At 70.8% G+C, this 24,474-nt stretch carries 24 protein-coding genes and 3 pseudogenes; 13 read left to right on the top strand and 14 right to left on the bottom strand.

From position 1 onward, the window contains the following. A pseudogene (locus tag FM110_RS14985) lies at positions 1–104 on the bottom strand (IS30 family transposase); the annotation flags it as partial. A gap of 104 nt (positions 105–208) precedes the next feature. On the opposite strand from FM110_RS14985, the gene FM110_RS13860 reads away from it, so the two are divergent. The 3 genes from FM110_RS13860 (at position 209) to FM110_RS14600 (ending at position 2,501) form a co-directional block, all read left to right on the top strand. Beyond that, positions 209–991, top strand: a complete 783-nt coding sequence (locus tag FM110_RS13860) for a BPL-N domain-containing protein (RefSeq protein ID WP_143276355.1) — start codon at positions 209–211, stop codon at positions 989–991. Positions 992–1,225: 234 nt separating this feature from the next. Then, positions 1,226–1,819: an AAA family ATPase gene (locus FM110_RS14605; protein ID WP_234992177.1), complete on the top strand. Its 594-nt coding sequence runs from the start codon at positions 1,226–1,228 to the stop codon at positions 1,817–1,819. A 64-nt stretch (positions 1,820–1,883) separates the two neighbouring features. Further along, the gene (locus tag FM110_RS14600) at positions 1,884–2,501 is read left to right on the top strand and encodes an ATP-binding protein (protein ID WP_234992175.1); all 618 of its coding nucleotides are present in this window, start codon (positions 1,884–1,886) and stop codon (positions 2,499–2,501) included. A 67-nt stretch (positions 2,502–2,568) separates the two neighbouring features. Here the strand turns inward: FM110_RS14600 and FM110_RS09660 are convergent, their stop codons facing one another. The 5 genes from FM110_RS09660 to FM110_RS09640 all read right to left on the bottom strand — a co-directional run bounded on the left by FM110_RS09660 (position 2,569) and on the right by FM110_RS09640 (position 5,590). After that, positions 2,569–2,853, bottom strand: a complete 285-nt coding sequence (locus FM110_RS09660; protein WP_087104556.1) for a type II toxin-antitoxin system RelE family toxin — start codon at positions 2,851–2,853, stop codon at positions 2,569–2,571. After that, positions 2,853–3,065 (bottom strand): type II toxin-antitoxin system RelB family antitoxin, encoded by a 213-nt coding sequence (gene relB, locus FM110_RS09655; RefSeq protein WP_087104555.1) that lies wholly within the window; start codon positions 3,063–3,065, stop codon positions 2,853–2,855. Before relB ends, FM110_RS09660 begins: the two co-directional genes overlap by 1 nt. A gap of 455 nt (positions 3,066–3,520) precedes the next feature. Next, positions 3,521–3,880, bottom strand: coding sequence for a cyclophilin-like fold protein (locus tag FM110_RS09650; RefSeq protein WP_087104554.1), 360 nt, complete (start codon positions 3,878–3,880; stop codon positions 3,521–3,523). Positions 3,881–3,900: 20 nt separating this feature from the next. Then, positions 3,901–4,572 carry a DapH/DapD/GlmU-related protein gene (locus tag FM110_RS09645; RefSeq protein WP_407641042.1) on the bottom strand — a complete coding sequence of 224 codons (672 nt, stop codon included), beginning with the start codon at positions 4,570–4,572 and terminating at the stop codon, positions 3,901–3,903. Continuing rightward, the gene (locus tag FM110_RS09640; protein WP_087104553.1) at positions 4,565–5,590 is read right to left on the bottom strand and encodes an alpha/beta hydrolase; all 1,026 of its coding nucleotides are present in this window, start codon (positions 5,588–5,590) and stop codon (positions 4,565–4,567) included. Before FM110_RS09640 ends, FM110_RS09645 begins: the two co-directional genes overlap by 8 nt. 57 nt (positions 5,591–5,647) lie before the next feature. Between FM110_RS09640 and FM110_RS09635 the strand changes: the two genes are divergently transcribed. Next, the gene (locus FM110_RS09635; RefSeq protein ID WP_087104552.1) at positions 5,648–6,124 is read left to right on the top strand and encodes a MerR family transcriptional regulator; all 477 of its coding nucleotides are present in this window, start codon (positions 5,648–5,650) and stop codon (positions 6,122–6,124) included. Between the two features lie 103 nt (positions 6,125–6,227). Here FM110_RS09635 and FM110_RS09630 read toward each other — a convergent pair whose 3' ends face one another. Then, the gene (locus FM110_RS09630) at positions 6,228–6,848 is read right to left on the bottom strand and encodes an NAD(P)-dependent oxidoreductase (RefSeq protein ID WP_087104551.1); all 621 of its coding nucleotides are present in this window, start codon (positions 6,846–6,848) and stop codon (positions 6,228–6,230) included. 204 nt (positions 6,849–7,052) lie between these two features. Between FM110_RS09630 and FM110_RS09625 the strand changes: the two genes are divergently transcribed. Both FM110_RS09625 and FM110_RS09620 read left to right on the top strand, forming a co-directional pair. Then, the gene (locus FM110_RS09625) at positions 7,053–7,409 is read left to right on the top strand and encodes a winged helix-turn-helix transcriptional regulator (protein ID WP_234992174.1); all 357 of its coding nucleotides are present in this window, start codon (positions 7,053–7,055) and stop codon (positions 7,407–7,409) included. After that, positions 7,406–8,419 (top strand): alpha/beta fold hydrolase, encoded by a 1,014-nt coding sequence (locus FM110_RS09620; protein ID WP_087104550.1) that lies wholly within the window; start codon positions 7,406–7,408, stop codon positions 8,417–8,419. The genes FM110_RS09625 and FM110_RS09620 overlap by 4 nt, the downstream gene beginning before the upstream one ends. Positions 8,420–8,513: 94 nt before the next feature. On the opposite strand, the gene FM110_RS14860 is transcribed toward FM110_RS09620, so the two are convergent. The 4 genes and pseudogenes from FM110_RS14860 to FM110_RS14845 all read right to left on the bottom strand — a co-directional run. Next, positions 8,514–8,672: a cation transporting ATPase C-terminal domain-containing protein gene (locus tag FM110_RS14860; protein WP_327230688.1), complete on the bottom strand. Its 159-nt coding sequence runs from the start codon at positions 8,670–8,672 to the stop codon at positions 8,514–8,516. Continuing rightward, positions 8,618–9,802: a cation-translocating P-type ATPase gene (locus tag FM110_RS14855; protein ID WP_327230692.1), complete on the bottom strand. Its 1,185-nt coding sequence runs from the start codon at positions 9,800–9,802 to the stop codon at positions 8,618–8,620. Before FM110_RS14855 ends, FM110_RS14860 begins: the two co-directional genes overlap by 55 nt. A gap of 132 nt (positions 9,803–9,934) precedes the next feature. Then, positions 9,935–10,222, bottom strand: a pseudogene (locus FM110_RS14850) (hypothetical protein); the annotation flags it as partial. A 157-nt stretch (positions 10,223–10,379) separates the two neighbouring features. Next, positions 10,380–11,675 (bottom strand): annotated as a pseudogene (locus tag FM110_RS14845) (HAD-IC family P-type ATPase); the annotation flags it as partial. Here FM110_RS14845 and FM110_RS09605 point away from each other — a divergent pair. Next, the gene (locus FM110_RS09605; protein WP_087104549.1) at positions 11,610–12,533 is read left to right on the top strand and encodes a patatin-like phospholipase family protein; all 924 of its coding nucleotides are present in this window, start codon (positions 11,610–11,612) and stop codon (positions 12,531–12,533) included. The pseudogene FM110_RS14845 and the gene FM110_RS09605 overlap by 66 nt on opposite strands. 90 nt (positions 12,534–12,623) lie before the next feature. Here the strand turns inward: FM110_RS09605 and FM110_RS09600 are convergent, their stop codons facing one another. After that, positions 12,624–13,670 (bottom strand): glycosyltransferase family protein, encoded by a 1,047-nt coding sequence (locus FM110_RS09600; RefSeq protein WP_087104548.1) that lies wholly within the window; start codon positions 13,668–13,670, stop codon positions 12,624–12,626. Next, a complete protein-coding gene (locus FM110_RS09595; protein ID WP_200810213.1) occupies positions 13,667–16,201 on the bottom strand; it encodes a sodium-translocating pyrophosphatase in 2,535 nt (844 codons plus the stop codon). The genes FM110_RS09600 and FM110_RS09595 overlap by 4 nt, the downstream gene beginning before the upstream one ends. 344 nt (positions 16,202–16,545) lie before the next feature. Between FM110_RS09595 and FM110_RS09590 the strand changes: the two genes are divergently transcribed. From FM110_RS09590 to FM110_RS09575, 5 genes are all read left to right on the top strand, one after another. Then, on the top strand, positions 16,546–17,874 hold the full coding sequence (locus FM110_RS09590; RefSeq protein ID WP_087104547.1) for a replication-associated recombination protein A: 1,329 nt from the start codon (positions 16,546–16,548) through the stop codon (positions 17,872–17,874). Positions 17,875–17,959: 85 nt separating this feature from the next. Continuing rightward, the gene (locus FM110_RS09585; RefSeq protein WP_234992179.1) at positions 17,960–20,410 is read left to right on the top strand and encodes a glycoside hydrolase family 3 protein; all 2,451 of its coding nucleotides are present in this window, start codon (positions 17,960–17,962) and stop codon (positions 20,408–20,410) included. Positions 20,411–20,645: 235 nt separating this feature from the next. After that, positions 20,646–21,152: a phosphotransferase family protein gene (locus FM110_RS14305; protein ID WP_200810211.1), complete on the top strand. Its 507-nt coding sequence runs from the start codon at positions 20,646–20,648 to the stop codon at positions 21,150–21,152. A gap of 21 nt (positions 21,153–21,173) precedes the next feature. Next, positions 21,174–21,632, top strand: a complete 459-nt coding sequence (locus FM110_RS14300; RefSeq protein WP_327230689.1) for a fructosamine kinase family protein — start codon at positions 21,174–21,176, stop codon at positions 21,630–21,632. Positions 21,633–21,684: 52 nt separating this feature from the next. Next, entirely contained in the window at positions 21,685–22,971 is a 1,287-nt protein-coding gene (locus FM110_RS09575; protein WP_087104558.1) for an MATE family efflux transporter, read from the top strand. A 66-nt stretch (positions 22,972–23,037) separates the two neighbouring features. Here FM110_RS09575 and FM110_RS14840 read toward each other — a convergent pair whose 3' ends face one another. Further along, the gene (locus tag FM110_RS14840; protein WP_087104546.1) at positions 23,038–23,442 is read right to left on the bottom strand and encodes a DapH/DapD/GlmU-related protein; all 405 of its coding nucleotides are present in this window, start codon (positions 23,440–23,442) and stop codon (positions 23,038–23,040) included. 274 nt (positions 23,443–23,716) lie between these two features. Here FM110_RS14840 and FM110_RS09565 point away from each other — a divergent pair, with 274 nt between their 5' ends. Continuing rightward, positions 23,717–24,187 (top strand): Hsp20/alpha crystallin family protein, encoded by a 471-nt coding sequence (locus tag FM110_RS09565; RefSeq protein ID WP_087104545.1) that lies wholly within the window; start codon positions 23,717–23,719, stop codon positions 24,185–24,187. Positions 24,188–24,474 lie beyond the last annotated feature (287 nt).

Genomic DNA, 24,474 nt, shown 5'->3' with positions numbered 1-24,474 from the left:
GCGTCCTCACCTCGCTCCGCGATCGGGACCATACCTACGATTGGGCCACCGCGCGCCCGCCCGGTCGTACGTGGTCGGCGCTTGGTCCGCTTGGACTGCAGGAAGGAGCAGCAGCCCCTGACTTCGGGCCGCGTTCAACGATCAGAGGCCAGGAGCAGGCTGCACCGGTCGCTTTGGGCAGTGTACTAAGCTGAACTAGCATTGAAGGATGGGTACGTTCGATTCACCTGCTGGACGGTCGCGCCGGTCAGTCCTCGCGGGGCTGCTGACGGTCCCTTTCGCTGGGCTGGCGAACGGATGTGCACCGATCAGCAGGAGGAACGACGACGAGACTCCGGATGCGCGGATCGCCCTCGTGTACCGCGGCCCGGCGGGGTGCGAAGGATGCTCGAAAACTCTTGCTGAGCGACTGTCGCAATCACCGCTTGGTATGGACGTTGCGTTTATCGGCCCGCATGAAGAATTCCCTCTCAAATCAAGTGCCCTTTCTGGAGTCGCTCTCTACGCCCAGCCGGGCGGTGGAGACGATATTCGTGCCGCTGCCCAGAGTTTTCCTGCGGATTTCATCCGCGGGGTGAGTGACTTTGTGGCTACCGGCGGTAGCTACCTCGGCATCTGCATGGGTGCATATCTTGCAGGGAGCGAGGGATTCGGGTTTTTCAGTGAATCCGTCGAGGGTGAGGTAGGCGTTCCCGACTTCCCTGTGAAAGATAGTACGGATGATGTGGTGGCAGTCACGTGGGGCGGCACGTTGCGATGGACCTACTTCCAAGAGGGCGCGCGGTTGCCTGTAGGCGGCGCTGAGGCCTACGCCCATTACGAGACAGGCGACCTCGCCGCCGCGTGTTATCGGTTTGGCGATGGAAGTGTGGGCTTGATTGGCCCTCATCCGGAGGCGGACGCAACCTGGTTCGAGGACGCCGATCTCTTTGATCAAGACGGCGACGACTGGCGATATGCGCTCCCGCTCGTCAAACGGATTCTCAGCTGACCGTCGGGGCGGCCAAGTGCGACACAATTGGCCCAAGGGAGAGCAACAACGCCCATTCTTGTCCTCCGAAGGCTCACTCCAGCTGCGAAACGCCGTGGAGTTCCGCTTCAACGTCTGATCCTTGGCTCATGGGGCTTGGGCGCTCATTTTTGCTGGATCGAGAGGCTCACGTCTGCTGGTTTGCGGTGCTCACGTTTGTAGGGTTGGCATAGTTGGTCCTGCTCGGGTGGCGGCATGCAGCTCGATGGACTTGTACCACGCCGCGTCAGCGATCTGTTGGCCGAACAGATCCGCACCGAGCCGGTGATCGCGCTGCATGGTCCACGATCGGTGGGCAAGTCGACGGTGCTCCGCGGCTTCGCCGAGACAGCCGGCGGCTCGGTGATCGACCTCGACGACGTTGAAGTGCGTGAGGCGATCCAGGGGAACCTGGCCGCCTCGGTGCGCGCCGGGGCCCCGATCTGCATCGACGAGTACCAGCGGGTTCCAGACATCCTCGATGCGCTCAAGGCCCGGCTGAACCGTGAAGGCAGCCCCCCGGGCACGGCGATCATCACGGGGTCGACGAGGCAGGACGCTCTGCCGGCGACGGCACAGGCGCTGACCGGCCGGCTCCATTCGCTCGTCATCTGGCCGCTCTCCCAAGGGGAACTCGAGGGGGTGCGGGAGAACCTGCTCGAGGCGCTCGCGGGTGATGCCGACGGCGTCGTGAGTGCCGTCCCGTCTTCGTCGACCACGCGGCCCGACTATGTCGACCGTGTGTGCTACGGGGGAATGCCTCTCGCCCCTGCGTCGGTCAGCCTCGGCCAGAGCCCGTTGGTTCGATGACTTCGTTCGGGCGTCCGTCGAATGCGATGCCGTCGAGCTCAGCAGAATCCGCGAGCGTCAAGCGTTGGCCGATCTCTTGGGGCATATCGCGGCGCAGACCGGTCAATTGCTGAACGTGGCGGCGACGGCGGAAAGGGTAGGGACCAACAGGGAGACGACGGAGAGCCATCTCCGGCTCCTCGAGGACCTGTTCCTGGCTGTGCGTCTCCCCGCGTGGGGCAAGAGCCTCCGCTCGCGGGTGAGTGCGAAGCCGAAGGTCCACGTCGTCGATTCCGGGCTGGCTGCCCGACTGCTCCGGCTCACGCCGGAGAAGGTCACCGGCATCGACCCGACGTCGCTCACTGACTTCGGGCACCTGCTGGAGACCTTCGTCGTCGGGGAGCTGCGCAAGCAGGCGTCCTGGCTCGATGATCCCGTCACGCTCGGGCACTGGCGTACGAGTGATGGGGCTGAGGTCGACCTCGTCATCGAGTACGACGATGGGCGAGTCGTCGCGTTCGAGGTCAAAGCCAGCGAACGGGCCTCGGGGAAGGAGTACCGCGGTCTTGCCCAGCTTCGCGACCTGCTGGGGGAGAGGTTCATCGGCGGCATTATGCTGACGACCGGTAGCCGCTCCTACACCTACGAGGACCGGCTGCATGTGATGCCCATCGACCGGCTCTGGACTCCTGTGCCTGTCTGAGCGATCGCGCAGATGGTTCTACGTTCCGCAACTCGGTCGAGTTCCGCTTCAACGTGTAGCTCTGGGGCTAGTCGGAATAGACCGTGTCGCGGCGCCCGATGGAGAACATTTCGATCGTGACGACGTCATCGTGGATGAGGGCGAGGATTCGGTAGGAGCCCACACGGTAGCGCCATTCGCCTGAGCGGTTCGCGGTCAGGCCCTTACCGAAGGCGCGCGGGTCGGCGCATCCGTCGAGGTTGTTCTTGATCCACGTCGCCAGAATCCGGGCGTCGAAGCGATCCATTTTCCCGAGCTGCTTGCGGGCCCGGGCGGTGAGCTCGACACGGTAGGGGGCGCCGTGTTCAGTCATCAGGCGAGGTCGGAGAGGACTTCGTCGATGCTGTAGCGATCACCGGAGTCCTGCGCGATGGCCTCGCGCAGCTCGTGGAGGTCGTAGGAGTCCTCGATCCTCTCCAAGATCGCGGTACGTGCGAAGTCGGAGATCGTGACCCCCTCGAACTTGGCGAACCTGCGGACGAGCTCAGCGTCCTGCTCGCTCATGCGCACTGTCATGGTGCTCATCGGTCCTCCTCGCACTCAGTGAATACACTGTATTCATGATGTCGCCGGGAGGCAAGGCGTGACGTCGACGCCCGATCCTCTCGTGGGGGCGGCGGTGGCTCGGTGCTCGGGTGAGCGGGCGTTGCGCAGTTGATGGGTGGAGAGCGCCGGGCGCACGATCGCGACATGGGTGCGATTCCCGCATTCGATGCTCTGGCTGCTCTTCACTGTGCCGATATCGTGGTCGAGCTAGAAGCCGCGGTCGTCCGATCTCGATGGGGGATGTGCAGCGCGCGGTGGTCTCCCGTGTCTGTGGCGCGGGTAGCGTGACGTGCGGCATCGAGGACTCCTGGGACGCTGGTGTCTCCCTGTCGGATCCGTGGGCCGGACGGTCGGGCCCAGCGTCGTGGTCAGCTCCTCGTCGAAGGCGCGCAGGTCGTGGTGCATCTGTCGAGGTCGAGGTCGAGGGCGCGGCCTCAGCCCTCGGTGCCGGACCGCCGCAGCGTGGCGCTGATATCGCCGGGGCCGAGCACCTGCCGGAGCTCCTGCTCGCCGACACCCGTGATGCGTCCGAGCCGGGTGAAGCTCCAGCTGTTGGTGCCGTCGTAGATGGCCAGCTTGTCGCCCTGGTACAGGATCACGTCCCCCGGCCCCGTCGTGATCTGCTCGTCGTCGGCGTGCAGGCGCTGGGGGAGCAGCCCCACCTTCTCGAAGCCGCCGTAATCCTCCATCGTGAGGGTGAGGCCCTCGGTGCCGACGAGGTCGACGAGCGCCTGTGCGGAGCGGTTGTCGGCGAGCTCCAGCTCGAGGTCGTGGCCGTTGACGGTGACGATCATGGTGGCGTCCTCCTGCCCTCTCACTCGCCGATGGTCCGGACGACCCGCGCCGGGCTCCCGACGGCGACGGTGCGGGCCGGGACATCCTTGGTCGCGAGGGAGCCCGCGCCGATGACGGCGTGCTCCCCGATCGTGACTCCGGGCAGGACCGTCACGTTCGCGCCCAGCCAGGCGCCGCGCCCGATGCGCACGCGGGCCGGGTGCATGTCGGCGCGGCGGGCCGGGTCGAGATCATGGTTGAGGGTCGTGATGACGGCGTTGTGGCCGATGAGCGCGCCGTCGCCGATCTCGACGCCGCCCTGGTCCTGGATGCGGCATCCGCTGTTGAGGAAGACGTCCTCGCCGATGCGGAGGTTCCGGCCGAAGTCGGCGGTGAACGGCGGGAACACGCGGAACGAGGCGGGGACCGGGCGCCCGGTAAGGGCGCTCATGATCGCGGTGACCTCCTCGGGGGAGCGGTAGCGCCCGTTCAGCTCGGCGGCCAGGCGCAGCGCCTCCTGGCTGGCGGCGTGCATCGCCCGGTGGTGCGGGGAGTCGCCGCGGATCGTCTCGCCCGCGTCGAGGGCGGCGAGGAGCTCGGCGAGCCCCTCGATGTCCGCGGCGCGCCAGCGCGGCTCCTCGATGCTGTCCTCGGTGCCGCCCTCAGCGCTGTCGTTCGTGCGGTCCTCCGTGCGGTCGTCGGGGTCAGTCACGCGTGCCTCCCAGATGCGCGGTGAAGAACCGCTCGATCGTATCGAAGGGGATCGCGTCCGCGTCTCCGCCGTCGTAGAGATCGGTGTGGCTGGCGCCCGGCACGATCACGAGCTCGTTGTCATCGCCCGTGAGCTGCGCGAAGGCGTCCTCGCCCATGTAGCGGGAGTGCGCCTTCTCGCCGTGCAGCACCATCACCGGGTGCTCGATCTCGGAGGCGAAGCGCAGCAGCTCGGTGTTCATCCACGACAGGTTCGAGGTGGTGCTCCAGCCGTCCGTGGAGTTGCCGGAGCGCTCGTGGAAGCCGCGCTCCGTCTTGAAGTAGGCGTGGTAGTAGATGAGGAACTGCGGCGCGTCCGCAGGAAGTTCGTCGGGGACGCCGCCGGCTCGCTGGTTCTCACCGGCGACGACGTCGGCCGTCCGCTGCCGGGCCAGTGCGCGACGGTCCGCCATGCGGGCCTCGGGGGAGTCCTCGGCATCGAAGTAGCCGCGGGTGGCGATGCGCGTCATGACGTAGAGGGTCGAGGCGAGGGTGGCCCTGATGCGCGGGTCCAGAGCGGCCGCGTTCAGGGCGATGCCGCCCCAGCCGCAGATGCCGATGATCCCGATGGCCTCGGGGTCGGCGCCCTCGTGCGTGGACAAGAAGTCCACGGCGGCGGAGAAGTCCTCGGTGTTGATGTCGGGGGAGGCGACGCGGCGCGGGGTGCCGCCGCTCTCGCCGGTGTACGAGGGATCGAACGCGAGGGCGAGGAAGCCGCGCTCGGCCATCGTCTGGGCGCACAGGCCCGAGGACTGCTCCTTGACGGCGCCGAAGGGGCCCGCGACGGCCAGCGCCGGGAGGCGTCCGGAGGCGCTGCGCGGGCGGTAGAGATCGGCGGCCAGCGTGATGCCGAAGCGATTGCGGAAGGTCACCTTCTCGTGCTCGACGGCCTCGCTGCGAGGGAACACCTTGTCCCACTCGGAGGTCAGGGCCAGGGTAGTGGTCGTGTCGGCTTGCGCGGTCTGGTCGGTGTGCGTCATGCTCACAACATAGAAGTTGAAGTCAGCTTCAGGTCAAGAGGCGGGGAGGCGCAACCAGTGGCATACACGATCGGCGAGGTGGCGGCGCAGCTGGGCGTCGCGCCCTCGACGCTGCGCTACTACGAGCGCGAGGGGCTGCTGCCCGCCGTGGAGCGCAGCGCCAGCGGGCGCCGGGCCTTCAGCGACCAGGACCTGGAAGCGTGCCGCGTGATCGACTGCCTCAAGACCTCCGGGCTGTCCATCCGGCAGATCAAGGCCTTCATGGACATGGTGGTCGAGGGCGACGCGACCCTGCCGGAACGCCTCGAGCTCTTCCGAGAGCGCAAGGAGGCCATGGAGCGCGAGATGCGAGAGCTCCAGCAGGTGCTGGACGTCCTGGAGTTCAAGACCTGGTACTACGAGCAGGCCGTCGCCGCGGGGACCGAGGGTGCGGTGCGCGCACTGCCGACGGATCGGATCCCCGCGGAGCATCGCAGCGCCCAGGCGCACCTCGCCGGGGAGTCCGGAAAGGAGCGCCTGGGCGCCGTGAGCTGAGCGCGCCCGGTCGGTGCCAGGGGGGGTGAGCCGCTGAGGGCGAGCGCGCGCCAGAGCCGCTCGCACGGGGCGTGCGCCGATGCGACGCGCGAGGAGCGCGCGGTCAGGCCGCGTGGACCGAGATCCACTCGCCCACGTGCTCGGCGCGCTCGGCCTCGTCGACCACGGCGATCGCGTAGTCGGCGTAGGAGATGCGGCTCGTCCCGTCGGCACCCGTCTCGAGGAGATCCCCGGCCAGGACGTAACCGCCCTCGCGCTCGCCGTCGGCCTGGAAGTCCGCGGCGGGGCTGATGAAGGTCCACGCCGCGTCCGTGCGCTCGCGGCTCGCGGCGAGCTGGGCGGCCTGGGCACGGGCGAGCGGGACGAAGGCGTCGGGGAAGTCGGAGGTCTCGAGGAGCGGCGTGGTCCTCTCCGCGTCGACGTACAGGGAGCCGGCGCCGCCGACGATGAGCAGGCGCGCATCGGCGCCGGCCAGCAGATCTGCCAGGTGCAGGGCTGCCGTGGTGTGCAGATCGAGGTTCTCCGGGTTGAAGAAGCCCAGCGCGTCCACGACGACGTCGACGTCGGCGAGGTCCTCGGCAGTCAGGTCCAGGGCGTCCTTGACGACGTCCACGCCGGGCTTGGCCGAGCGGCCGAAGCCCGTGATGTCGTGGCCGCGCGAGAGGGCCTCGCGGGCGATGAGGGCTCCGGCCTTGCCGGCCGCTCCCATGATGGCGATGCGCATGGTGTGCGGTCCTTCCGTGGGGTGATGATCGTTGCGTGAGGTGACGTTCGCTGAGCACTGTAGTATCCAAGAGATACTAGAAACCGAACGGAAACTGAAGGGGTGATCGCGGTGACCGCACCTGCTCGAACCTCCGCGCCTGCTCGAACCTCCGCGCCTGCTCGAACTTCCGTCGCGGCGCGCGGCGGCCTGCCGGACTGTCCGGTGGAGACGACGCTGCTGCTGATCGGGAACACGTGGAAGGTGCTGATCCTTCGTGAGCTCATGCACGCCGACCTCCGTTTCGGCCAGCTCAAGGAGGCGGTCGGCGGCATCAGTCAGAAGGTCCTGACCGCCGCCCTGCGCGCCATGGAGGAGGACGGGCTGGTGTGGCGCCGCGCCTACGCCGAGGTCCCGCCCCGCGTGGAGTACGGGCTCACGGATGCCGGGCGCAGCCTGGACCCCGTGCTGGAGAGCCTCCGGGCATGGGGCGAGGAGTACCAGCGGGCGGCACGGCGCTCGTCGGCCGAGGAGTCCTCCGATGGCTGGCGGCTCGCGGCGGTCGACGGGGCCGAGCGATGAGCTCCCTGCCTCCGAACCCGGCGCCGACCCCGCCCCCGGCTCCCGACGCCCCGCGCGCCCATGGCCTCCTCGAGGTCGGCGACGGCCAGCGCATCTACTGGGAGGAGTGGGGGAGCCCCGACGGCGTCCCCCTGCTGTATGTGCACGGCGGCCCGGGCGGGGGACTCGGCAGGAGCGGGTACCGGCGCCAGGCCGACCCGGCGCGCACGCGGATCATCGGATTCGAGCAGCGCGGCTGCGGACGCTCTGCTCCGCACGCGAGCGACCCGTCCGTGTCGCTCGCCTCCAACGATACCGACCGCCTGATCGCCGACATGGAGGCCCTGCGCGAGCACCTCGGCGTCGACCGCTGGATCCTCAACAGCGTCTCCTGGGGCTCCACCCTCGCCCTCGCCTACGCGCTCGCCCACCCTGGGCGGGTCGCGGGCATCGTCCTGTTCGCCGTGACCACCACGCACCGCATGGAGATCGACTGGATCACCGAGGGGGTCGGGACCATCTTCCCCGAGGCCTGGGACCGCCTCGCCTCCCACGCCGAGGGCGCCGGCATCGGGTACGCCCGCGGGCGAGGCCGCCTCGTCGCGGCGTACGCACGCCTGATGGAGGACCCCGACCCCGCCGTCCGTGACGCGGCCTCCCGCGAGTGGGCGCTGTGGGAGGACACGCATATCTCGATCGGCACCGGCGGTCTGCGCCGTGACCCGCGGTGGGAGGACGACGCGTTCCGCCTCGCCTTCTGCCGCCTCGTGACGCACTACTGGTCGCACGACGGCTTCTGCGACCCGCCGATCCTGGACCGGCTCGACCGCCTCGCCGGGATCCCGGCGACGCTGATCCACGGGCGCCGCGACGTCTCCGGTCCCGCCTCGATCGCGTGGCGCCTGCACCGCGGATGGCCGGGATCCCAGCTGATCATCGACGAGGGCGACGGGCACGGCGGCGTCTCGATGGCCGAGCGGTGGCGGGCGGCGAACGATGCACTGGTGGCCAGACACCGAGCCCGCGCCTGACCGAGTGCTGTCCGTGCAAGCCGTCTCCAACCGTCCCGCGGTCCGCGTTTCGTGCATCGGGCTGGCGGGGCCCGCCCGGGCGTAGCCCGGAAGATCAGCCCCCGGCGCGCTCCCGCCCCCGCAGCACCGCCTTGCGGAGCTCGTCGAACCACAGCACGCAGGACGCGAGCCCGAGGCACATCGCCCACTGCCCGAGGCTCAGCGCCTCCGTCCCGAACGCCGCCTGCAGGAACGGCACGTGCACCACGGCCACCTGAGCCGCCGCGCCGAAGGCGAGCGCGGCCCACAGCCAGCCGTTGACGAAGAGCCGATGGAGGCCGACACGGTCTCGGAGTGCGAGTTCAGCGCATTGAACAGCTGGGCCAGCACCAGCGTGGTGAACGCGGCGGTGCGGGCGCTCGCGACGGACTGGTCGCCCTCGATGAGCCCGCCCGGCAGCTCCATGTCGATCGCCACGAGCGTCACCACGGCCATCACGAGTCCGATGCTGAGGATTCCGCCCCACATCCGCGCGTCGATCACCCGCTCCGCGGAGCGTCGCGGCGGCCGCGCCATGACGTCCCCGGTCTCCGGGTCGATGCCCATCGCGAGGGCGGGGGCCGAGTCGGTGACCAGGTTGATCCACAGGATCTGCGTGGCCAGCAGCGGCACGACCAGGGTCTCGCCGTGGCCGGTCAGCCCCAACCAGCCGGCCAGGACCACGCCCAGGAACATCATGAGGACCTCGCCCATGTTCGAGGACAGCAGGTAGCGCAGGAACTTGCGGATGTTGGAGAAGATCACGCGGCCCTGGCGGACGGCCGAGACGATCGACGTGAAGTCGTCGTCGGCCAGGATCATGTCGGCGGCCTCCTTGGACACCTCGGTGCCCGTGATGCCCATCGCCACCCCGATGTCCGCCTTCTTCAGGGCGGGCGCATCGTTCACGCCGTCACCGGTCATCGACACGATCTGACCATGCTCCTGGAGCGCGGAGACGATCCGCAGCTTGTGCTCGGGCGCCACGCGCGCGAAGACGGACACCTCCTGGGCCTCATCGCGCAGCTCCTGCTCGGACATCGCGCTCAGCTCGGCGCCCGACAGCGCGCGGTCGCCCTCACGGGCGATGCCGAGCTCCTGGGCGATCCGCAGCGCCGTGGCCGGATGGTCGCCCGTGATCATGATGACGCGGATGCCGGCGCGGTGCGCCTCGGCGATCGCCGCGGCCGCCTCGGTCCGCGGCGGATCGATGATCCCGACGGTTCCGACGAGCGCGAGGTCGCGCTCGAGGTCGAGGGCCGCATCCGCGTCGATGCCGCCGTCATCCCGCGTCACCCGCGCGAGCTCTGCGCGGTCCAGGGGCCGCAGCGCGACGGCCAGGGTCCGCAGGGCCTCGGAGCTCATGGCCCGGATGTCCTCCTCGACGCGCGCCCTCGCCTCGTCGTCCACCGCAACGGCCTCCTGGCCGACGAGGCGGTGGGTGCAGCGCTCGAGCAGGACGTCGGGGGCGCCCTTGGCGACGAGGAGCACGGGGGAATCCCCGGAACCGACGGACGGGTCCCCGGAGCCGACGGACGGGTCCCCGGCGTCGACGGACGGTTCCGCGGGGGCGACGAGGGTGTCCCCGGACCCGGCCGGGGCGGAGTCCTCCACGAGGACCGACATCATCTTGCGCTCGGAGGTGAACGGCACCTCGCCGACGCGGGCGAAGCGCTCCCTCGCGCTGCGACCGCAGCCCCGCCTTGCGCTCGGCGACGACGAGCGCGGCCTCGGTCGGGTCGCCGAGGACCTCCCAGGCGCCCTCGCGGCGCTCGACCACCGCATCCGAGGCGAGCGCCCCGCCGACCAGCAGAGCGGTCTGCTCGAGGCGCTGCGGCAGCGACTCGGGGTGCTCGGGCAGCGGCGTCCCGTCGACCAGCACCCGGCCCTCGGGCGCATAGCCGATGCCCTCGAGCTCGGCCGTGCCGGAGCTCGTGGACGAGCGCACCATCGTCATCTCGTTGCGGGTGAGCGTGCCCGTCTTGTCGGAGCAGATCACGGACGCCGACCCCAGCGTCTCGACCGAGGACAGGGACGTGATGATCGCGTTGCGGCGGCTCATCGCCTGCACGCCGAGGGACAGCACGACGGACAGGATCGCGGGCAGCCCCTCGGGCACGGCGGCGACGGCCAGGGACACCCCGACCAGGAGGATGTCGATCGCCTCGCGCAGGGAATGGACGCCGCTGGTGAGGGCGATCGTCGCCATGATCACCAGGGCGATCACGATCACCGAGATGCCCAGGACCCGCCCCACGCCTTCGATCTCCTGGGCGAGCGGGGTCTTCTCGTCCTCGGTGGACGAGAGCATCGCGGCGATCCGGCCCATCTCCGTGCCCATGCCGACGCCCGTGACCACGGCGCGACCCGTGCCCTGGGTGACCGCGGTGCCCTTGAAGACCATCGATGCGCGGTCGCCGAGCGGCGCGGGCTCCGCGAGAGCGGCGGGGGACTTCACCACCGGCTGCGACTCCCCGGTGAGCGAGGCCTCCGCGATCTGCAGCGACGCCGTCCGCAGCAGCCGGGCATCGGCGGCGACGGAGTCGCCCTCGCCCAGCAGGAGGATGTCGCCGGGCACGATCTGCGCGGCGGGGATCCGCTGCGTCCGCCCGTCGCGGACCACCCCGGCGGTGACCTCGCTCATCGACTGCAGGGCCGCGACGGCATCGGCCGCACGGGCCTCCTGGAAGAAGCCCAGGAGCGCATTGGCGAGGACGATCGCGACGATCACCAGGGCCTCGATCGGCACGCCCGCGGCGCCCTCGGCGGCCCATGCCGCGAGAGACACCGCGACGGCGGCGAGCAGGAGGTAGACGAGCGGGTCCGCGAACTGGCGCGCGAAGCGGCGCCACGCGGGCTCCGGAGGCGCGGCGTCCAGCTCGTTGGGCCCGTGCTGCGCGCGCCGTCGATCCGCCTCCTCGCGGGTCAGCCCCCGCTCGGCGTCCGCGCCCTGCGCGGCGACCGCCTCGTCGGCCTCGCAGACCGACCAGTCCCGGTCCAGGGCCCGATCGGCGGCGGGATCCGGAACGGTCCTGCGGCGCGGCACCTGAGCTCCTCCATCACACGCGGGACGCGGGAGGTCGCTGGCCTCCCCAGCTGGTCCCGGAAGCCTATCGGCCCTTCCCCGAGGCGGACGGGGACGGAGGTCCGTCCGAGTGGGAGGATTCCTCCCATGCCCGCCCACCCGGTCCTCGACCTCATCCGCTCGCGCCTCGCCAGCGGCTCGCGCCCGCTCCATCGCGACGACGGCGCGCGCCTGGCCGTGGTCCTCGAGGGCGGCAGCTCGCGCGCCGCGTACGCCGGCGGCATGGTGTGCGAGCTCGAGGAGCGGGGCATCCTGCAGGCCGTCGACGCGGTCCACGGCTCCTCGGCCGGTGCCCTGAACGGGGCCTGGCTGGTGTGCGGGCGGGCCCGCGCGAACGTCCACGGCTGGTGGGAGCCGGAATCGATGCGGGCGATCATCCGCCCGGGCAACGCCCTGCGCCGCCGCCCCGTGGTCGACGGCGACACCCTCATCGACCACATCTACGAGACCGTCACGCCGCTGGGCTTCGAGGACGTCCTCGCCAGCGACGTCGAGTACCACCCCACCGGCACCGACATCGAGACCGGGGAGTGCACGGACCTGGCCCCGTTCATCCGCGACCGAGCCACCCTCGCACTCGCGCTCAAGGCCACCTCGCGCCTGCCCGTCCTCTCGGGCCCGCCCGTCGAGCTGGGCGGGCGCTCCTTCATCGACGGCGGCCTGGCCGACAACGTGCCCGTCCGCCACGCCCTCGCCCAGGGCACCACGCACGTGCTCGCGCTGCGCACCCGGGTCCCCAGCCTCGAGCTGCGCCGCACCCACCCGGCCCGGCGGCTCACGGTGGGACGCTGGCTCGCACGCCACGCCGTCGGGGCCTCCGAGGCCTGGCGCACCCGCAACGAGGTCGCCCGCGACGTCGAGCGCCTCATGGCCACCGACCCGCGAGTGCTGCAGGTGCACCCGCCCGTCGGCGCCCCGCGGATCTCCGTGGTCGGCAGCTCCGTCGCGGTGCAGAAGCAGGCCGTGCAGATCGGCCGGGAGGCGATGGTCGCGGCGCTGGACGCGGGCTGAGCCGATCCGGCCACGGGGCGACAGCAGTCTCCCGGACCGGCACGTCACGACCGGGGAACGGCCCCGCTCGCACCCCGGCCGCGGCCCTGCTCAGGCGCCGAACCACTCGGCGACGCGCGCCGTGATCGCCCTGTCGAACGCGTCGTCGCTGTGGTGCTCGGCCACCCAGCGCCCGAAGGAGCCGTCGGCGCTGGCGTCGATCTCCGCCCGACAGGCCTCCGGCTCGCGCAGGGCGCGGGTGAGCATGCGCTCGGCCTCGGCCTGGTCGCGGTACAGGAACGGATAGGCGTCGGGCACCAGCTCCCGCGCCCAGTCGCGGTCCGGGAGGATGCCGACCACCCCGGCGCCGAGCGCCTCGATGTACAGGAGTCCGTAGGACTCCTCCTCGGCGGTCGCCAAGAACGCGGTGGTGCGGGCGAGGGCCTCCCAGTACGAGGTGCGGGTGGCCGTGAGCGGCCCCGTGCGCACCCAGTCCTTCGCGGACAGCCGCATCGCCTGCTCGGACACCAGGTGCGACTCGTGCAGACGCATCTCGACCCGCAGCGGCACCGCGAGGCGGACCCGTTCGACGATCTCGAAGAAGACGTCGGGGCGCTTGGCGGGGGAGAGGTAGATCGCCGGGTAGAGGACGAGCGGCACGTCGGTCGGACGGCGCGGCTGCACGTGGTCGAGGCGGAAGCCCAGGTTCACCCAGGCCAGGCGGGCCTGCGCGGCGAGCGGTGCGACCGTCCAGCGGTGCACGAGGTCGCGCACCTCTCCGGCGGTGCGCTGCGCGTCGGCGAAGGTGGGGAACAGGGCGCAGGACAGGGCGAACGCCGCGGTCTGCTCGAGGGGCCCGCCAGTGGGCACGGGCCGCCACACGAAGTTCATGATCCGCGGCGTCCCGCGTCTCGCGAGCGCCGAGTAGACCTGCGGGGAGTCGGCGACGTCCATGTTCACGACCACCGCCTCGGCGGGGTCCAGGAACTCCAGCGGCACCTCGTCGAAGCCCTCGCAGCGCCGCTGGACGGGCCCGATCACGATCGGACGCTCGAAGATCCGGATCAGACGGCGCACCAGGGTGTCCCCGGCTTCGTGCCCGGTCACCGTGCCCTCGGGGCCGATCACCACGCCGTCCCACTTGATCGCGATCCTCATGACGCCGCCTCCTCGATGAGATCCTCCGTGAGCTCCTCCGCATCGGACTCCTGGATCCGCATGCCGTAGAAGGAGCGGTGCACGAACACGAGCGCGAGGAGCAGGAACGCCCCGGACAGGACGTGCACGAGCGTCCCCATGCCCTGGGCGGTCAGGCTCGCCGCGAGCTCCACGGCCAGCAGCCCGAACAGGGTGGTGAACTTGATGATCGGGTTCAGCGCCACCGACGAGGTGTCCTTGAACGGGTCGCCCACGGTGTCGCCGATGACCGCGGCCTCATGCAGCGGCGTCCCCTTCATGTGCAGGTCCACCTCGACCACCTTCTTGGCGTTGTCCCAGGCGCCGCCGGCGTTGGCCATGTAGATCGCCTGGTAGAGGCCGAACACGGCGATCGAGATCAGGTAGCCGATGAAGAAGAACGGCTCGACGAACGCGAAGGACAGCGTCGCGAAGAACACCGCGAGGAAGATCAGCAGCATCCCCTGCTGCGCGTACTTGGTGCAGATGTCCACGACCGCACGGGAGTCCTCGGCGCTGGCCCGCTCGGCCCCAGGATCCAGGCGGATGTTGTCCTTGATAAACGACACGGCGCGGTCGGCGCCCGTCGTGACGGCCTGGATGGACGCGCCGGAGAACCAGAAGATGACCGCGCCGCCCGTGATCAGACCCAGCAGGAACGGGGCGTGCAGCAGCGACAGGTTCTCGACGTTCTCGCGCAGGTGATCGGTCAGGCCGATGATGATCGAGAAGATCATCGTCGTGGAGCCGACGACGGCGGTGCCGATGAGCACCGGCTTGGCGGTGGCCTTGAACGTGTTGCCCGCCCCGTCGTTGTCCTCGAGCATGTCCTTGGCGCGGCCCCACTGGGGGATGATCCCGAAGTCCTCCCGCAGCTCGGCGTCGATCCCCTCTGCCGCCTCGATCCGCGAGAGCTCGTAGACGCTCTGCGCGTTGTCCGTGACGGGACCGTAGGAGTCGACGGCGATCGTCACGGGCCCCATCCCGAGGAAGCCGAAGGCCACGAGGCCGAAGGCGAACACCGCCGGGGCGAGCATCAGGTCCTCGAGACCCGTGAGGGACACGAGGTAGGCGATGCTCATCAGCCCCACGATCGCGATGCCCAGCCAGAACGCCGAGAAGTTGCCGGCGACGACGCCCGAGAGGATGTCGAGGCTGGCCCCGCCGTGGCGGGAGGACTTCACGGCCTCCTGCACGTGGCGGGAGTTGGTGGAGGTGAAGGCCTTGACCAGCTCGGGGATCAGGGCCCCGGCGAGGGTGCCGCAGGTGATGATCGCCGACAGCTTCAGCCACAGGGCATCGGGCTGATCGCCCAGGACCAGGGCGGTCACGCCGAAGGTGAGCGCCACGCACAGGATGCTCGTGAGCCAGACCAGCGAGGTCAGCGGCTTCTCGAAGTCCATCCGCTCGGCCTCGCCGAAGCGGGAGCGGACGATCGCGGAGTTCAGCGCGTAGGCGGCCCAGGCGGCGATGATCATCGCCGCGCGGACGGCGAAGATCCACACCAGCAGCGTGGCCTGCAGGGCCGGGCTCTCGACCGCCAGCAGGATGAACGTCACCAGGGCGACGCCGGTGACGCCGTAGGTCTCGAAGCCGTCGGCCGACGGGCCCACCGAGTCGCCCGCGTTGTCGCCCGTGCAGTCGGCGATGACGCCGGGGTTGCGGGGATCGTCCTCGTCGATCTTGAAGACGATCTTCATGAGGTCGGCGCCGATGTCGGCGATCTTGGTGAAGATGCCGCCGGCGATGCGCAGGGCCGAGGCCCCGAGCGACTCGCCGATCGCGAAGCCGATGAAGCAGGCGCCGGCGATGTCGGCGGGCAGGAGCAGCAGGATGATCAGCATCATCAGCAGCTCGAGGCTGATGAGGACCATGCCGATGCTCATGCCCGAGCGCAACGGGATGCGGTGCACGTCGTGGGGCCGCCCTCGCAGGGAGGCGAAGGCGGTGCGGGCGTTGGCGAAGGTGTTGACGCGGATCCCGAACCAGGCGACGGCGTAGGAGCCGCCCATCCCCAGCAGCGAGAACGCGACGATGATCGCGACGCGGCCCCAGCCGAAGCCGACGAGAGCCACGTAGTAGACGACGATCACCGCGGTGATGAACGCCCACAGCATGAGCAGGAAGCGCCCCTGGCGTGCGAGGTACGCCTTGCAGGTGGTGTAGATCAGCTCGGAGACCTCGAGCATCGAGCGGTGCACCGGGAGGGCGCGCAGCTGCAGGAACGTCATGAGCCCGAAGCCCAGGCCCAGCAGGCAGATGCCCATGCCGATGACGAGCAGGAGGCGGCCGTCGATGCCGATCGCCGTGGTCGCCTGCGAGAGATCGGGCAGGACCAGGCTCGCCTCGCCGCCGCCGACCGCGCCCTCGGCGCTCCCCGCCGGGGCGCTCGAGCAGCCGGCGAGCGCGGCGGCGACCAGGGCGGCGAGGACCGGCACCGCCGTGCGGAGGCCGGGCGGACTCGTCCGCGGTGCGGGCTGGGGGACGGCCTGGCGGTCACGGTGTGCGGTCACGGATGTCAGCGCTCCTCGTTGAGACGTTCCGACTCCATCGAGCGTAGGACTGCGATGCAGGTCACACCCGGGACGTGGGTCCTGTGGGGCGGGCCGGCGCGCGCTGGCGCGGTGATCCTTGCTCGTTCGTCAGACCCCCTGCGTACCGTCATGGCATCGGGAGTCAGTGCGGCGGTCGGCCCAGCTCAGTGCAGTGGTCGTCTCAGTGCAGCGGTCGTCTCAGTGCAGCGGTCGGCTCAGTGCGGCGGTCGGTCGCCGGAGCAGCGACGAGCATGGCGCCGCGCACCGACGACGGGCGGCTGCCGTGCCCGGCGGCTGTGGATCCGGCCAGAAGGAGGAGAGGCATGAGCGAGCAGAGCTCGCTGTTCGAGGTCGACGACGGGGCGCGACCGCTCGCGGACCGTCTGCGGCCCGCGGCGCTCGAGGAGGTCGTCGGCCAGGACCATCTGCTGGCGCCCGAGGCACCGCTGGGCCTCATGGTCGCCCAGGGGCGGCTCGTCTCGACGATCCTGTGGGGCCCGCCCGGGTGCGGGAAGACGACGGTCGCCCGGCTCCTCGCCGAGCGCACGGGCCTCGTGTTCGAGCCGCTGTCGGCCACGTTCTCGGGCGTCGCGGACCTGCGCAAGGTCTTCGACGCCGCCCGGCGCCGGCGGGAGGTGGGGCAGGGGACGCTGCTGTTCGTCGACGAGATCCACCGCTTCAACCGGGCCCAGCAGGATGCCTTCCTCCCGCACGTCGAGGACGGCACGATCGTGCTGGTCGGCGCGACGACGGAGAACCCGAGCTTCGAGCTCAACGGCGCCCTGCTCTCGCGATGCCAGGTGCTCGTGCTGCGCCGCCTCGACGACGCGGCCCTGCGGAAGCTCATCGCCCGCGCCGAGGCTCTCGCGGGTCGGAGCATCCCGTTGACGGAGGACGCCTCCGAGATGCTGATCGCGATGGCCGATGGCGACGGCCGCTACCTGCTGAACCTCGTCGAGCAGCTCCTGGCGCTGCCCGACGGGACGGAGCCGGTCGGCGTCACCCGCCTCGCGGAGCTGATGCAGAGGCGGGCCCCGCAGTACGACAAGTCGCAGGAGGGGCACTACAACCTGATCTCCGCCCTGCACAAGTCGATGCGCGGCTCCGACCCGGACGCGGCGCTGTACTGGCTGGCGCGGATGCTGGACGGGGGAGAGGACCCGCTGTACATCGCGCGCCGCCTCGTGCGGTTCGCGACCGAGGACGTCGCGATCGCCGACCCCCGGGCCCTCGACCAGGCGCTCGCGGCGTGGGACGTGTACGAGCGCCTGGGCTCGCCGGAGGGCGAGCTCGCGATCGCGCAGGCCGTCGTCTATCTCGCGACGGCACCGAAGTCGATCGCCGTCTATCGCGGCTTCGGCCGCGCCCGGAAGGCCGCGAAGGAGTCCGGCTCCCTCATGCCGCCCGCGCACATCCTCAACGCGCCCACGCGGCTGATGAAGGAGCTCGGCTACGGGGAGGGGTACGCCTACGACCCGGACACCGAGACCGGGTTCTCCGGTCAGGATTACTTCCCCGAGGGCATGGAGCGGCCGACGTTCTACGAGCCGACCGGCAACGGCTACGAGCGCATGGTCGGGGAGCGGATGCGGTGGTGGGAGGCGCGGCGCCGAGAGGGCTCCGCCCGCCCCTTCCCCTCCGACGAGAAATAGAGGATACTCACTATTAGATGCGCCTCGCGGCCATCGACACACACCGCGACCGCGTGCGCGACAGGCCAAAGGAGTCCCCGTGACGATGAACCAGTACGAGATCGACCACCTCGCGACCGTTCGGGAGGTGGCGCCCGAGTCGATGGTGCTGCTGCGCACCGACGGCTCGTTCCCGCTCGAGCGTCCCGGCACGCTCGCCCTCTACGGCGCGGGCGCCCGCCGCACCATCAAGGGCGGCACCGGCTCCGGCGACGTCAACTCCCGTCATGTCGTCTCGGTCGAGGAGGGGCTTGAGAGCGCGGGATTCGTTATCTCGTCCAAGGCGTGGCTCGATGCCTACGACGAGATCGCCGAGAAGAACCATCGCGAGTTCGTCGAGGACCTCAAGGCCCGGGCGAAGGCCGCCGGCGTTCCCGCCCTCATGTTCGGAATGGGCGCCGTCGAGCCCGCCCCGGTGGTGGACCTCCCGCTCGACGCCGAGGCCGACGCCGCGATCTACGTGCTCTCCCGCGACTCCGGCGAGGGCAACGACCGCACCCCCGAGGCCGGTGACGTCAAGCTCACCGAGTCCGAGATCCGCGACATCCTCGCCCTCGAGGAGAAGTTCTCGACCTTCCTGCTGGCCCTGAACGTCGGCGGACCCGTCGACCTCTCGCCCGTCAAGGACGTGCGCAACATCCTCGTGCTGTCCCAGCTGGGCGCCGCCACCGGAGACGCCTTCGCCGACGTCATCCTCGGCCGCGCCTACCCGTCGGGGCGTCTCGCGACCACGTGGGCCGCCTGGGAGGACTACTGCTCCGAGGGCGACTTCGGCGACCCCGACGACACCCACTATCGCGAGGGCGTCTATGTGGGCTACCGCTACCTCGACTCGGTCGACGTCGCCCCGATCTTCCCCTTCGGCTTCGGCCTCGGGTACACGACGTTCGAGCTCGGCGGGGCCACCGTGACCGTCAACGGCTCTGCCGTGACCGTCGAGGTCGAGGCGCGCAACACCGGTGAGCGCCCCGGCAAGGAGGTCGCGCAGGTCTACGTGTCGGTCCCCGCCGGCGAGCTCGACCAGCCGTTCCAGACCCTCGCCGGCTTCGCCAAGACCGGCGAGCTCGCCCCGGGCGCCTCCGAGAAGCTCGCGGTGGCCTTCGACCTGGCCGAGCTCGCGTCCTTCGACACCGCTCGCCACGCCACCGTCCTCGAGGCGGGCGACTACCTCGTGCGCGTCGGCACCTCGAGCCGCGACACGGCCCCGGCGGCCGTCATCGAGGTCGCCGAGACCGCCGTCGTCCGCGAGCTGCACGACGTCCTGGGCGACCCCGGCTTCACCGATTGGAAGCCCGCCGCGCCGGCGGCCGTCGAGATCCCCGCCAACCTCCCGCGCCTGGCCGTCGAGGCCGCCGCGCTGCGCCGCGAGGACACCGCCGAGCCCGTCGACCTCTCCGAGGCCCTCGCCTTCGTCCAGGGCCTCAGCGACGACGAGCTGACGTACGTCGTCCTCGGGGACTACGCCGACGAGGCGTCGAAGCAGTCGATCATCGGCCAGGCCTCCCAGGGCCTCGTGGGCGCCGCCGGGCAGACCACGACCCGCTTCGACGGCCTGCCCTCGCTGATCCTGCCCGACGGCCCCGCGGGTCTGCGCATCGTCCCGCAGGTGGGCGTGGACGCCGAGGGCAAGTTCCCGCTGGGAGACGCCCTCGGTGGCCTGTTCGCCGAGCTCATGGACGACGCGTCGATGGAGGCCTTCGGCGTCGACCCGAACGCCCCTGAGCGCACCCCCGAGCGCGTCTTCGAGCAGTACGCGACCGCGATCCCGATCGGCACGGCGATCGCCCAGACCTGGGATCCCGCCGTGGCCGAGGCCCTCGGCGACGTCGTCGGCGCCGAGATGGATCACTTCGGCGCCCACCTGTGGCTGGCCCCGGCCATGAACCTGCACCGGTCGATCCTGTGCGGGCGCAACTTCGAGTACTTCTCGGAGGACCCGCTGATCTCCGGCCGCATGGCCGCCGGCATCACCCGCGGCGTCCAGAAACACCCGGGTCGCGGCGTGACCGTCAAGCACTTCGCCTTCAACAACCAGGAGACAAACCGCCTGAACTCCAACAGCCGCATCTCGCAGCGCGCGGCACGCGACCTGTACCTGCGCGGCTTCGAGATCGTGGTCCGCGAGGCCCAGCCCCACGCGATCATGACCTCGTACAACCTCATCAACGGCGTGCACACGTCCGAGAGCCCCGAGCTGCTCGAGACGATCCTGCGCGACGAATGGGGCTACGAGGGCCTGGTCATGACCGACTGGGTCGTCTACTCCATGACCCGCACGGACATGAAGCACCCTCGGGCCTCGGCCGTCGCGACCGTCAAGGCCGGCAACGAGCTGTTCATGCCGGGCTGCGAGGAGGACCGCAAGACCCTCCTCGACGGCCTCGCCGGCGTCCGCGACCTCCCGTCGATCACCCGCGAGGAGCTCGAGAAGCAGGCCGCGCGCGTGGTGCGCATGGCGCGCAAGCTCGGCGAGGCGGCACCCGCGCCCGAGGTATGACGCCTGCGGTGCACGGTCCCGACGCTTGGGCGCCCCGACCGTGCACCATCCCCGCGGCCCCCAGCCGACGGCTCGGCCGCACCCCTGACCGGGGTGCGGCCGAGCCGCTCTCGGCGCCTGCGGAGCCACGACGGCGCCCATCGCCGCGCGCCGTCCCCGAAGGTCCGGAGCTCTGCCGTGACGGGGCCGCATGAGAATCCCCGTCGCGGCGGGGCCGCACGAGGAGTCCTGTTCGATGGAGAGCACTACCAAGAACCGCCAGGGCGATGCCGTGCTGCGCACGCTGATCGCACGCGCCTTCGGCGATGACGAGGTCCCGACGGCCGACGGCTTCGCCGAGGAGATCACCGAGGGCTGGTTCAACGTCCTGTACCGGATCCATCTGCGCAGCGGCCGCCGCACGGTCCTGAAGATCGCGCCGCCCGCCGACGTGCCGGTCCTGACCCGCGAGATCGACATGATGCGCGCCGAGCTCGAGGCCATGCGCCTGATCTCCGACCGCACCGCGGTGCCCGTCCCCGAGATCCTCCGCGTCGACCTGAGCCGCGAGATCGTCGACGCGGATCTGTTCTTCATGGAGCACATCGACGCCGACAACTTCGGCTTCACCGCCGACGCCGGAGGCCTCCCGCCCGAGGTCGTCGCCGCAGGCCACCGCCAGCTCGGCGCGCTCAACCGCGAGATCACCTCCGTCGTCGGACCGCACTTCGGGCCGATCCTGGGGGAGGGCTTCGCGACCTGACGCGAGGCGTTCACGCAGACCATCGAGGAGGTCCTGGCGGACGGGCGTCGCGCAGGCTCGCAGCTCGGCTGGTCCGAGGCGGCGATCCGCGAGGTGCTCAACCGCCACGCCGACACCCTCGATGAGGTCACGGTGCCGCGCCTGGTCGAGCTCGACCTGTGGGCCAAGAACTCGATGATCCGCGACGGGAGGATCGTCGCGGTCTTCGACCACGAGCGCGCGATCTACGGCGACCCGCTGATCGAAGCGGGCCTGACCGGCCTGGACTTCCCGTTCTTCGGGGACCCGTCGGACTTCATGGCCGGCTTCGGGATCACCGAGCTCACGGAGTCCGAGCGCACGCGCCGCTGCCTGTACTCGCTCTACCTCGCGGTCATCATCGTGGTCGAGAACAGCTACCGCACGGGGGCCGATCCCGGCATCGCGGTCTTCGGCCGCGAGCAGCTCGACGTCATCATGCGCGCCCTCGGTGCGGCCTGACGCCCGAGGCACCGCCCGCGTCCCCGCGCGGGCCTCGGCCCGCTCCGAGGCCTTGGCCACGGACTCGATCGGCCGCCTCCTGTGGTGGAGCTGCTCGCAGACCACCGTCTCCGTCGGGGTCTTCGGGATCTACGCCCTGACGAACGCCTGGTTCGTCGCGCGCGGCGTCGGGGAGACGGCGCTCGCGGCGGTCAACGTGGTGGCCCCGCTCCTGCTCCTGCTCGGCGCGGTGTCGACGACCGTCGGCGTGGGAGGCGCCTCCCTCGTCTCCCGGCGCCTCGGCGCGGGCAGGCCCGATGCCGCCGCCCGCGCCGCGGGCACCTCGTTCACGATCTTCTGGGGCGCGGCCCTGGCGACCTCCGTGATCGGCCTGGCGGCGCTGGACCCGCTGCTGCGGCTCGTCGGCGCGACCGCGGAGATGCTCCCGTACGCCCGTCCGTACGCGCAGGTCCTCATCGCCGGCGCGGTCCTGTCCACGGGCTTCTCCTCGATCGTGCGGGCGGAGGGGCGCCTGCTGTTCTCGACGATGCTGTGGATCATCCCCGTCATCGTGCAGATCGTGCTGGACCCCCTGCTGATCCTCGGGGCGGGCATGGGAGTGACGGGCGCCGCGCTGGGCACCCTCGGCGGCCAGGCCGTGTCCGCGTCGATGGCGCTGTGGTTCTTCCTCGTCCAGCGCGACCGCCCCTACCGGATCCGTCCCGCGCATCTCGTGCCCGATCCGGCGGACGCCCGGGAGATCGTGGCGATCGGGGCGCCCTCGTTCCTCGCCGGCATCGGCACGACCCTCCTGGCGATCCTCGTGAACACGGCCCTGGCCGCCACGGGCGCCGCGTTCCTCGCCGCCTATGCGGTCTGCGCGCGCGTCCAGACCTTCATCGCGATGCCGCAGACGGGCATCGCCCAGGGCATGCAGCCGATCGTCGGCTTCAACGCCGGGCGGGGGCTCGCCGCGCGCGTGGCGCGGGCGCGCACGCTGAGCCTGCGGGCGAGCGTCGCGTACGGCGGTGCATCCGCGCTGCTCATCGCGCTGGCCGCCCCGATCATGGTGGGACTGTTCGTGACCGATCCCGCGGTCGTCGGCACCGCCGTGCACGCGCTGCGGATCCTCGCCATCGGCATGGCCGTCGCGGGCATCGCCCCGGTCGCCGCGGCGTACTGCCAGGTGTTCGGGAGGCCGCGTGCGGCCGACGCGACCTCGCTGGGCACGCTGGTCCTGATCCGGGTGCCGCTCGTGCTGCTGGGCGGAGCCGCCGGGCCGCTCGGCGTGTGGGTCGCCCTCGCCGCCGGCGAGGTGGTCTCGGCGGCGGTCGCCCTGGTGATCCTGCGGCGCGTCTGAGGGCGCGGGACGCGACGGCGCGACGTGAAGGCGGGCGGTGGGGAGGGGAGCTCCTGGCGCGCTCGATCAGCCCCGCTCGACGTCGTCCTCGAGCTCGCGCAGGGCCTTCGCGGGGACGCCGCCCACGAGGGCGCTGTCGGGCACGTCCCGGGTCACGACGGCGCCGGCCGCGACGACGACGTTCGAGCCGATCGTGACGCCCGGCAGGATCGTCGCGTTCCCGCCGATCCACACGTCGTCGCCCACGTGGATGTGCGCACCGTGGTCGCAGCGGATGGTCGGCAGCAGGGCCACGCCCTCGCCGCAGGAGCCGAGCAGCGCGCGGATCGCCTCATCGCGCGCGGCGGTGTCCGGAACCGGGATCGCGTTGAGGGCCGCGCACAGCTCGATCGCGCGCAGCTTTCGGGCGTCGACCTCCGGGTCCGTGACGTCGTACTCGAGCCCGGCGTCCAGCTTCTCGATCTCGCGCATGACGGCCCTTGCCTCTCCGTATCGTCCTGTCGCGTCCCCCGTCCCGCGCAGAGTACGCGAGCCCTCCGCTCCTGTGATGAGCATCACGTGAACCTAGTGGGCTCAACTGTGGAATACCGCTGCCGCGCAGGTTGTTGGACCGGGTGAGCAGCCGCGGAGAGCCGCTGGCCGGACGAACGGCGCGACCACGCGGAGGCTCCTCGACACGTACGGCACCCGCACCGGGTGCAGACGCCGTCATCGGACATTCGACACGCACGCAAGGAGGATCACCATGGCTCGCACCTTCGCTCCCTTCCAGGACATGGACCGTCTCTTCTCCGATCTGACCCGCACCCCCGCCTCGGTGGGCATGCCGATGGACCTCTACCGCGAGGGCGACGTGTTCATCGCCGAGATCGATCTGCCCGGCGTGGACCCGTCGAGCGTGGACGTGGACGTCGACGACCGCACCCTGACCGTCCGCGCCGAGCGCAAGGGCAACCAGGGGGATGCCGAGCGCTCGTGGCTCACCCGTGAGCGCCCCAGCGGCACCTTCGCCCGCCAGCTCACGCTCGGCAGCCGCGTGGCCCTCGACCGCATCGAGGCCGAGTACTCCGACGGCGTGCTGCGCCTGAGCATCCCGATGGCCGAGGAGGCCAAGCCGCGCAAGATCAGCGTGTCCCACTCGGACCGCTCGGTGACGGCCGGCTCGGGCGACAAGGACACGGACGAGCGGCGCACGATCGAGGGCGAGACCGCCTGATCGCGCGGCGCGCGGAGCGGATGCGCCCGCTGCGCGCGCACATCGACTCTGCGCACGACAGCATTGCGCACGACAGCAGTCCACACGCCGCGGCCCGGACGGAGGCTCTTCGTCCGGGCCGCGGCGCGCTCGGCCGTCTCCCGGCGGCGCGGGACTCTTCTAGTTGTACTGACCGGGGACGTTGATCGGAGGTGGATCTTGCCAGCCCTGTAGTATGCGTGCATACTGTTTGCATGTATCTGATGAGTTCGGCTGTTACGACCAGTCGTCACCAGCCTGAGGATGTG

The organism is Brachybacterium nesterenkovii (genome assembly GCF_900163655.1).
GTDB lineage: Bacteria > Actinomycetota > Actinomycetes > Actinomycetales > Dermabacteraceae > Brachybacterium > Brachybacterium nesterenkovii.
This window is presented reverse-complemented; position numbering and strand designations above follow the sequence as displayed.

Excerpts from the sequence above, each read along its gene's own strand:
- FM110_RS13860 (WP_143276355.1), top strand. The coding sequence starts at position 209 with ATGGGTACGTTCGATTCACCTGCTGGACGGTCGCGCCGGTCAGTCCTC.
- FM110_RS14605 (WP_234992177.1), top strand. The coding sequence starts at position 1,226 with ATGCAGCTCGATGGACTTGTACCACGCCGCGTCAGCGATCTGTTGGCC.
- FM110_RS09660 (WP_087104556.1), bottom strand. The coding sequence starts at position 2,853 with ATGACTGAACACGGCGCCCCCTACCGTGTCGAGCTCACCGCCCGGGCC.
- relB (WP_087104555.1), bottom strand. The coding sequence starts at position 3,065 with ATGAGCACCATGACAGTGCGCATGAGCGAGCAGGACGCTGAGCTCGTC.
- FM110_RS09650 (WP_087104554.1), bottom strand. The coding sequence starts at position 3,880 with ATGATCGTCACCGTCAACGGCCACGACCTCGAGCTGGAGCTCGCCGAC.
- FM110_RS09640 (WP_087104553.1), bottom strand. The coding sequence starts at position 5,590 with ATGACGCACACCGACCAGACCGCGCAAGCCGACACGACCACTACCCTG.
- FM110_RS09630 (WP_087104551.1), bottom strand. The coding sequence starts at position 6,848 with ATGCGCATCGCCATCATGGGAGCGGCCGGCAAGGCCGGAGCCCTCATC.
- FM110_RS09620 (WP_087104550.1), top strand. The coding sequence starts at position 7,406 with ATGAGCTCCCTGCCTCCGAACCCGGCGCCGACCCCGCCCCCGGCTCCC.
- FM110_RS14855 (WP_327230692.1), bottom strand. The coding sequence starts at position 9,802 with ATGAGCTCCGAGGCCCTGCGGACCCTGGCCGTCGCGCTGCGGCCCCTG.
- FM110_RS09605 (WP_087104549.1), top strand. The coding sequence starts at position 11,610 with ATGCCCGCCCACCCGGTCCTCGACCTCATCCGCTCGCGCCTCGCCAGC.
- FM110_RS09600 (WP_087104548.1), bottom strand. The coding sequence starts at position 13,670 with ATGAGGATCGCGATCAAGTGGGACGGCGTGGTGATCGGCCCCGAGGGC.
- FM110_RS09590 (WP_087104547.1), top strand. The coding sequence starts at position 16,546 with ATGAGCGAGCAGAGCTCGCTGTTCGAGGTCGACGACGGGGCGCGACCG.
- FM110_RS09585 (WP_234992179.1), top strand. The coding sequence starts at position 17,960 with ATGAACCAGTACGAGATCGACCACCTCGCGACCGTTCGGGAGGTGGCG.
- FM110_RS14305 (WP_200810211.1), top strand. The coding sequence starts at position 20,646 with ATGGAGAGCACTACCAAGAACCGCCAGGGCGATGCCGTGCTGCGCACG.
- FM110_RS14840 (WP_087104546.1), bottom strand. The coding sequence starts at position 23,442 with ATGCGCGAGATCGAGAAGCTGGACGCCGGGCTCGAGTACGACGTCACG.
- FM110_RS09565 (WP_087104545.1), top strand. The coding sequence starts at position 23,717 with ATGGCTCGCACCTTCGCTCCCTTCCAGGACATGGACCGTCTCTTCTCC.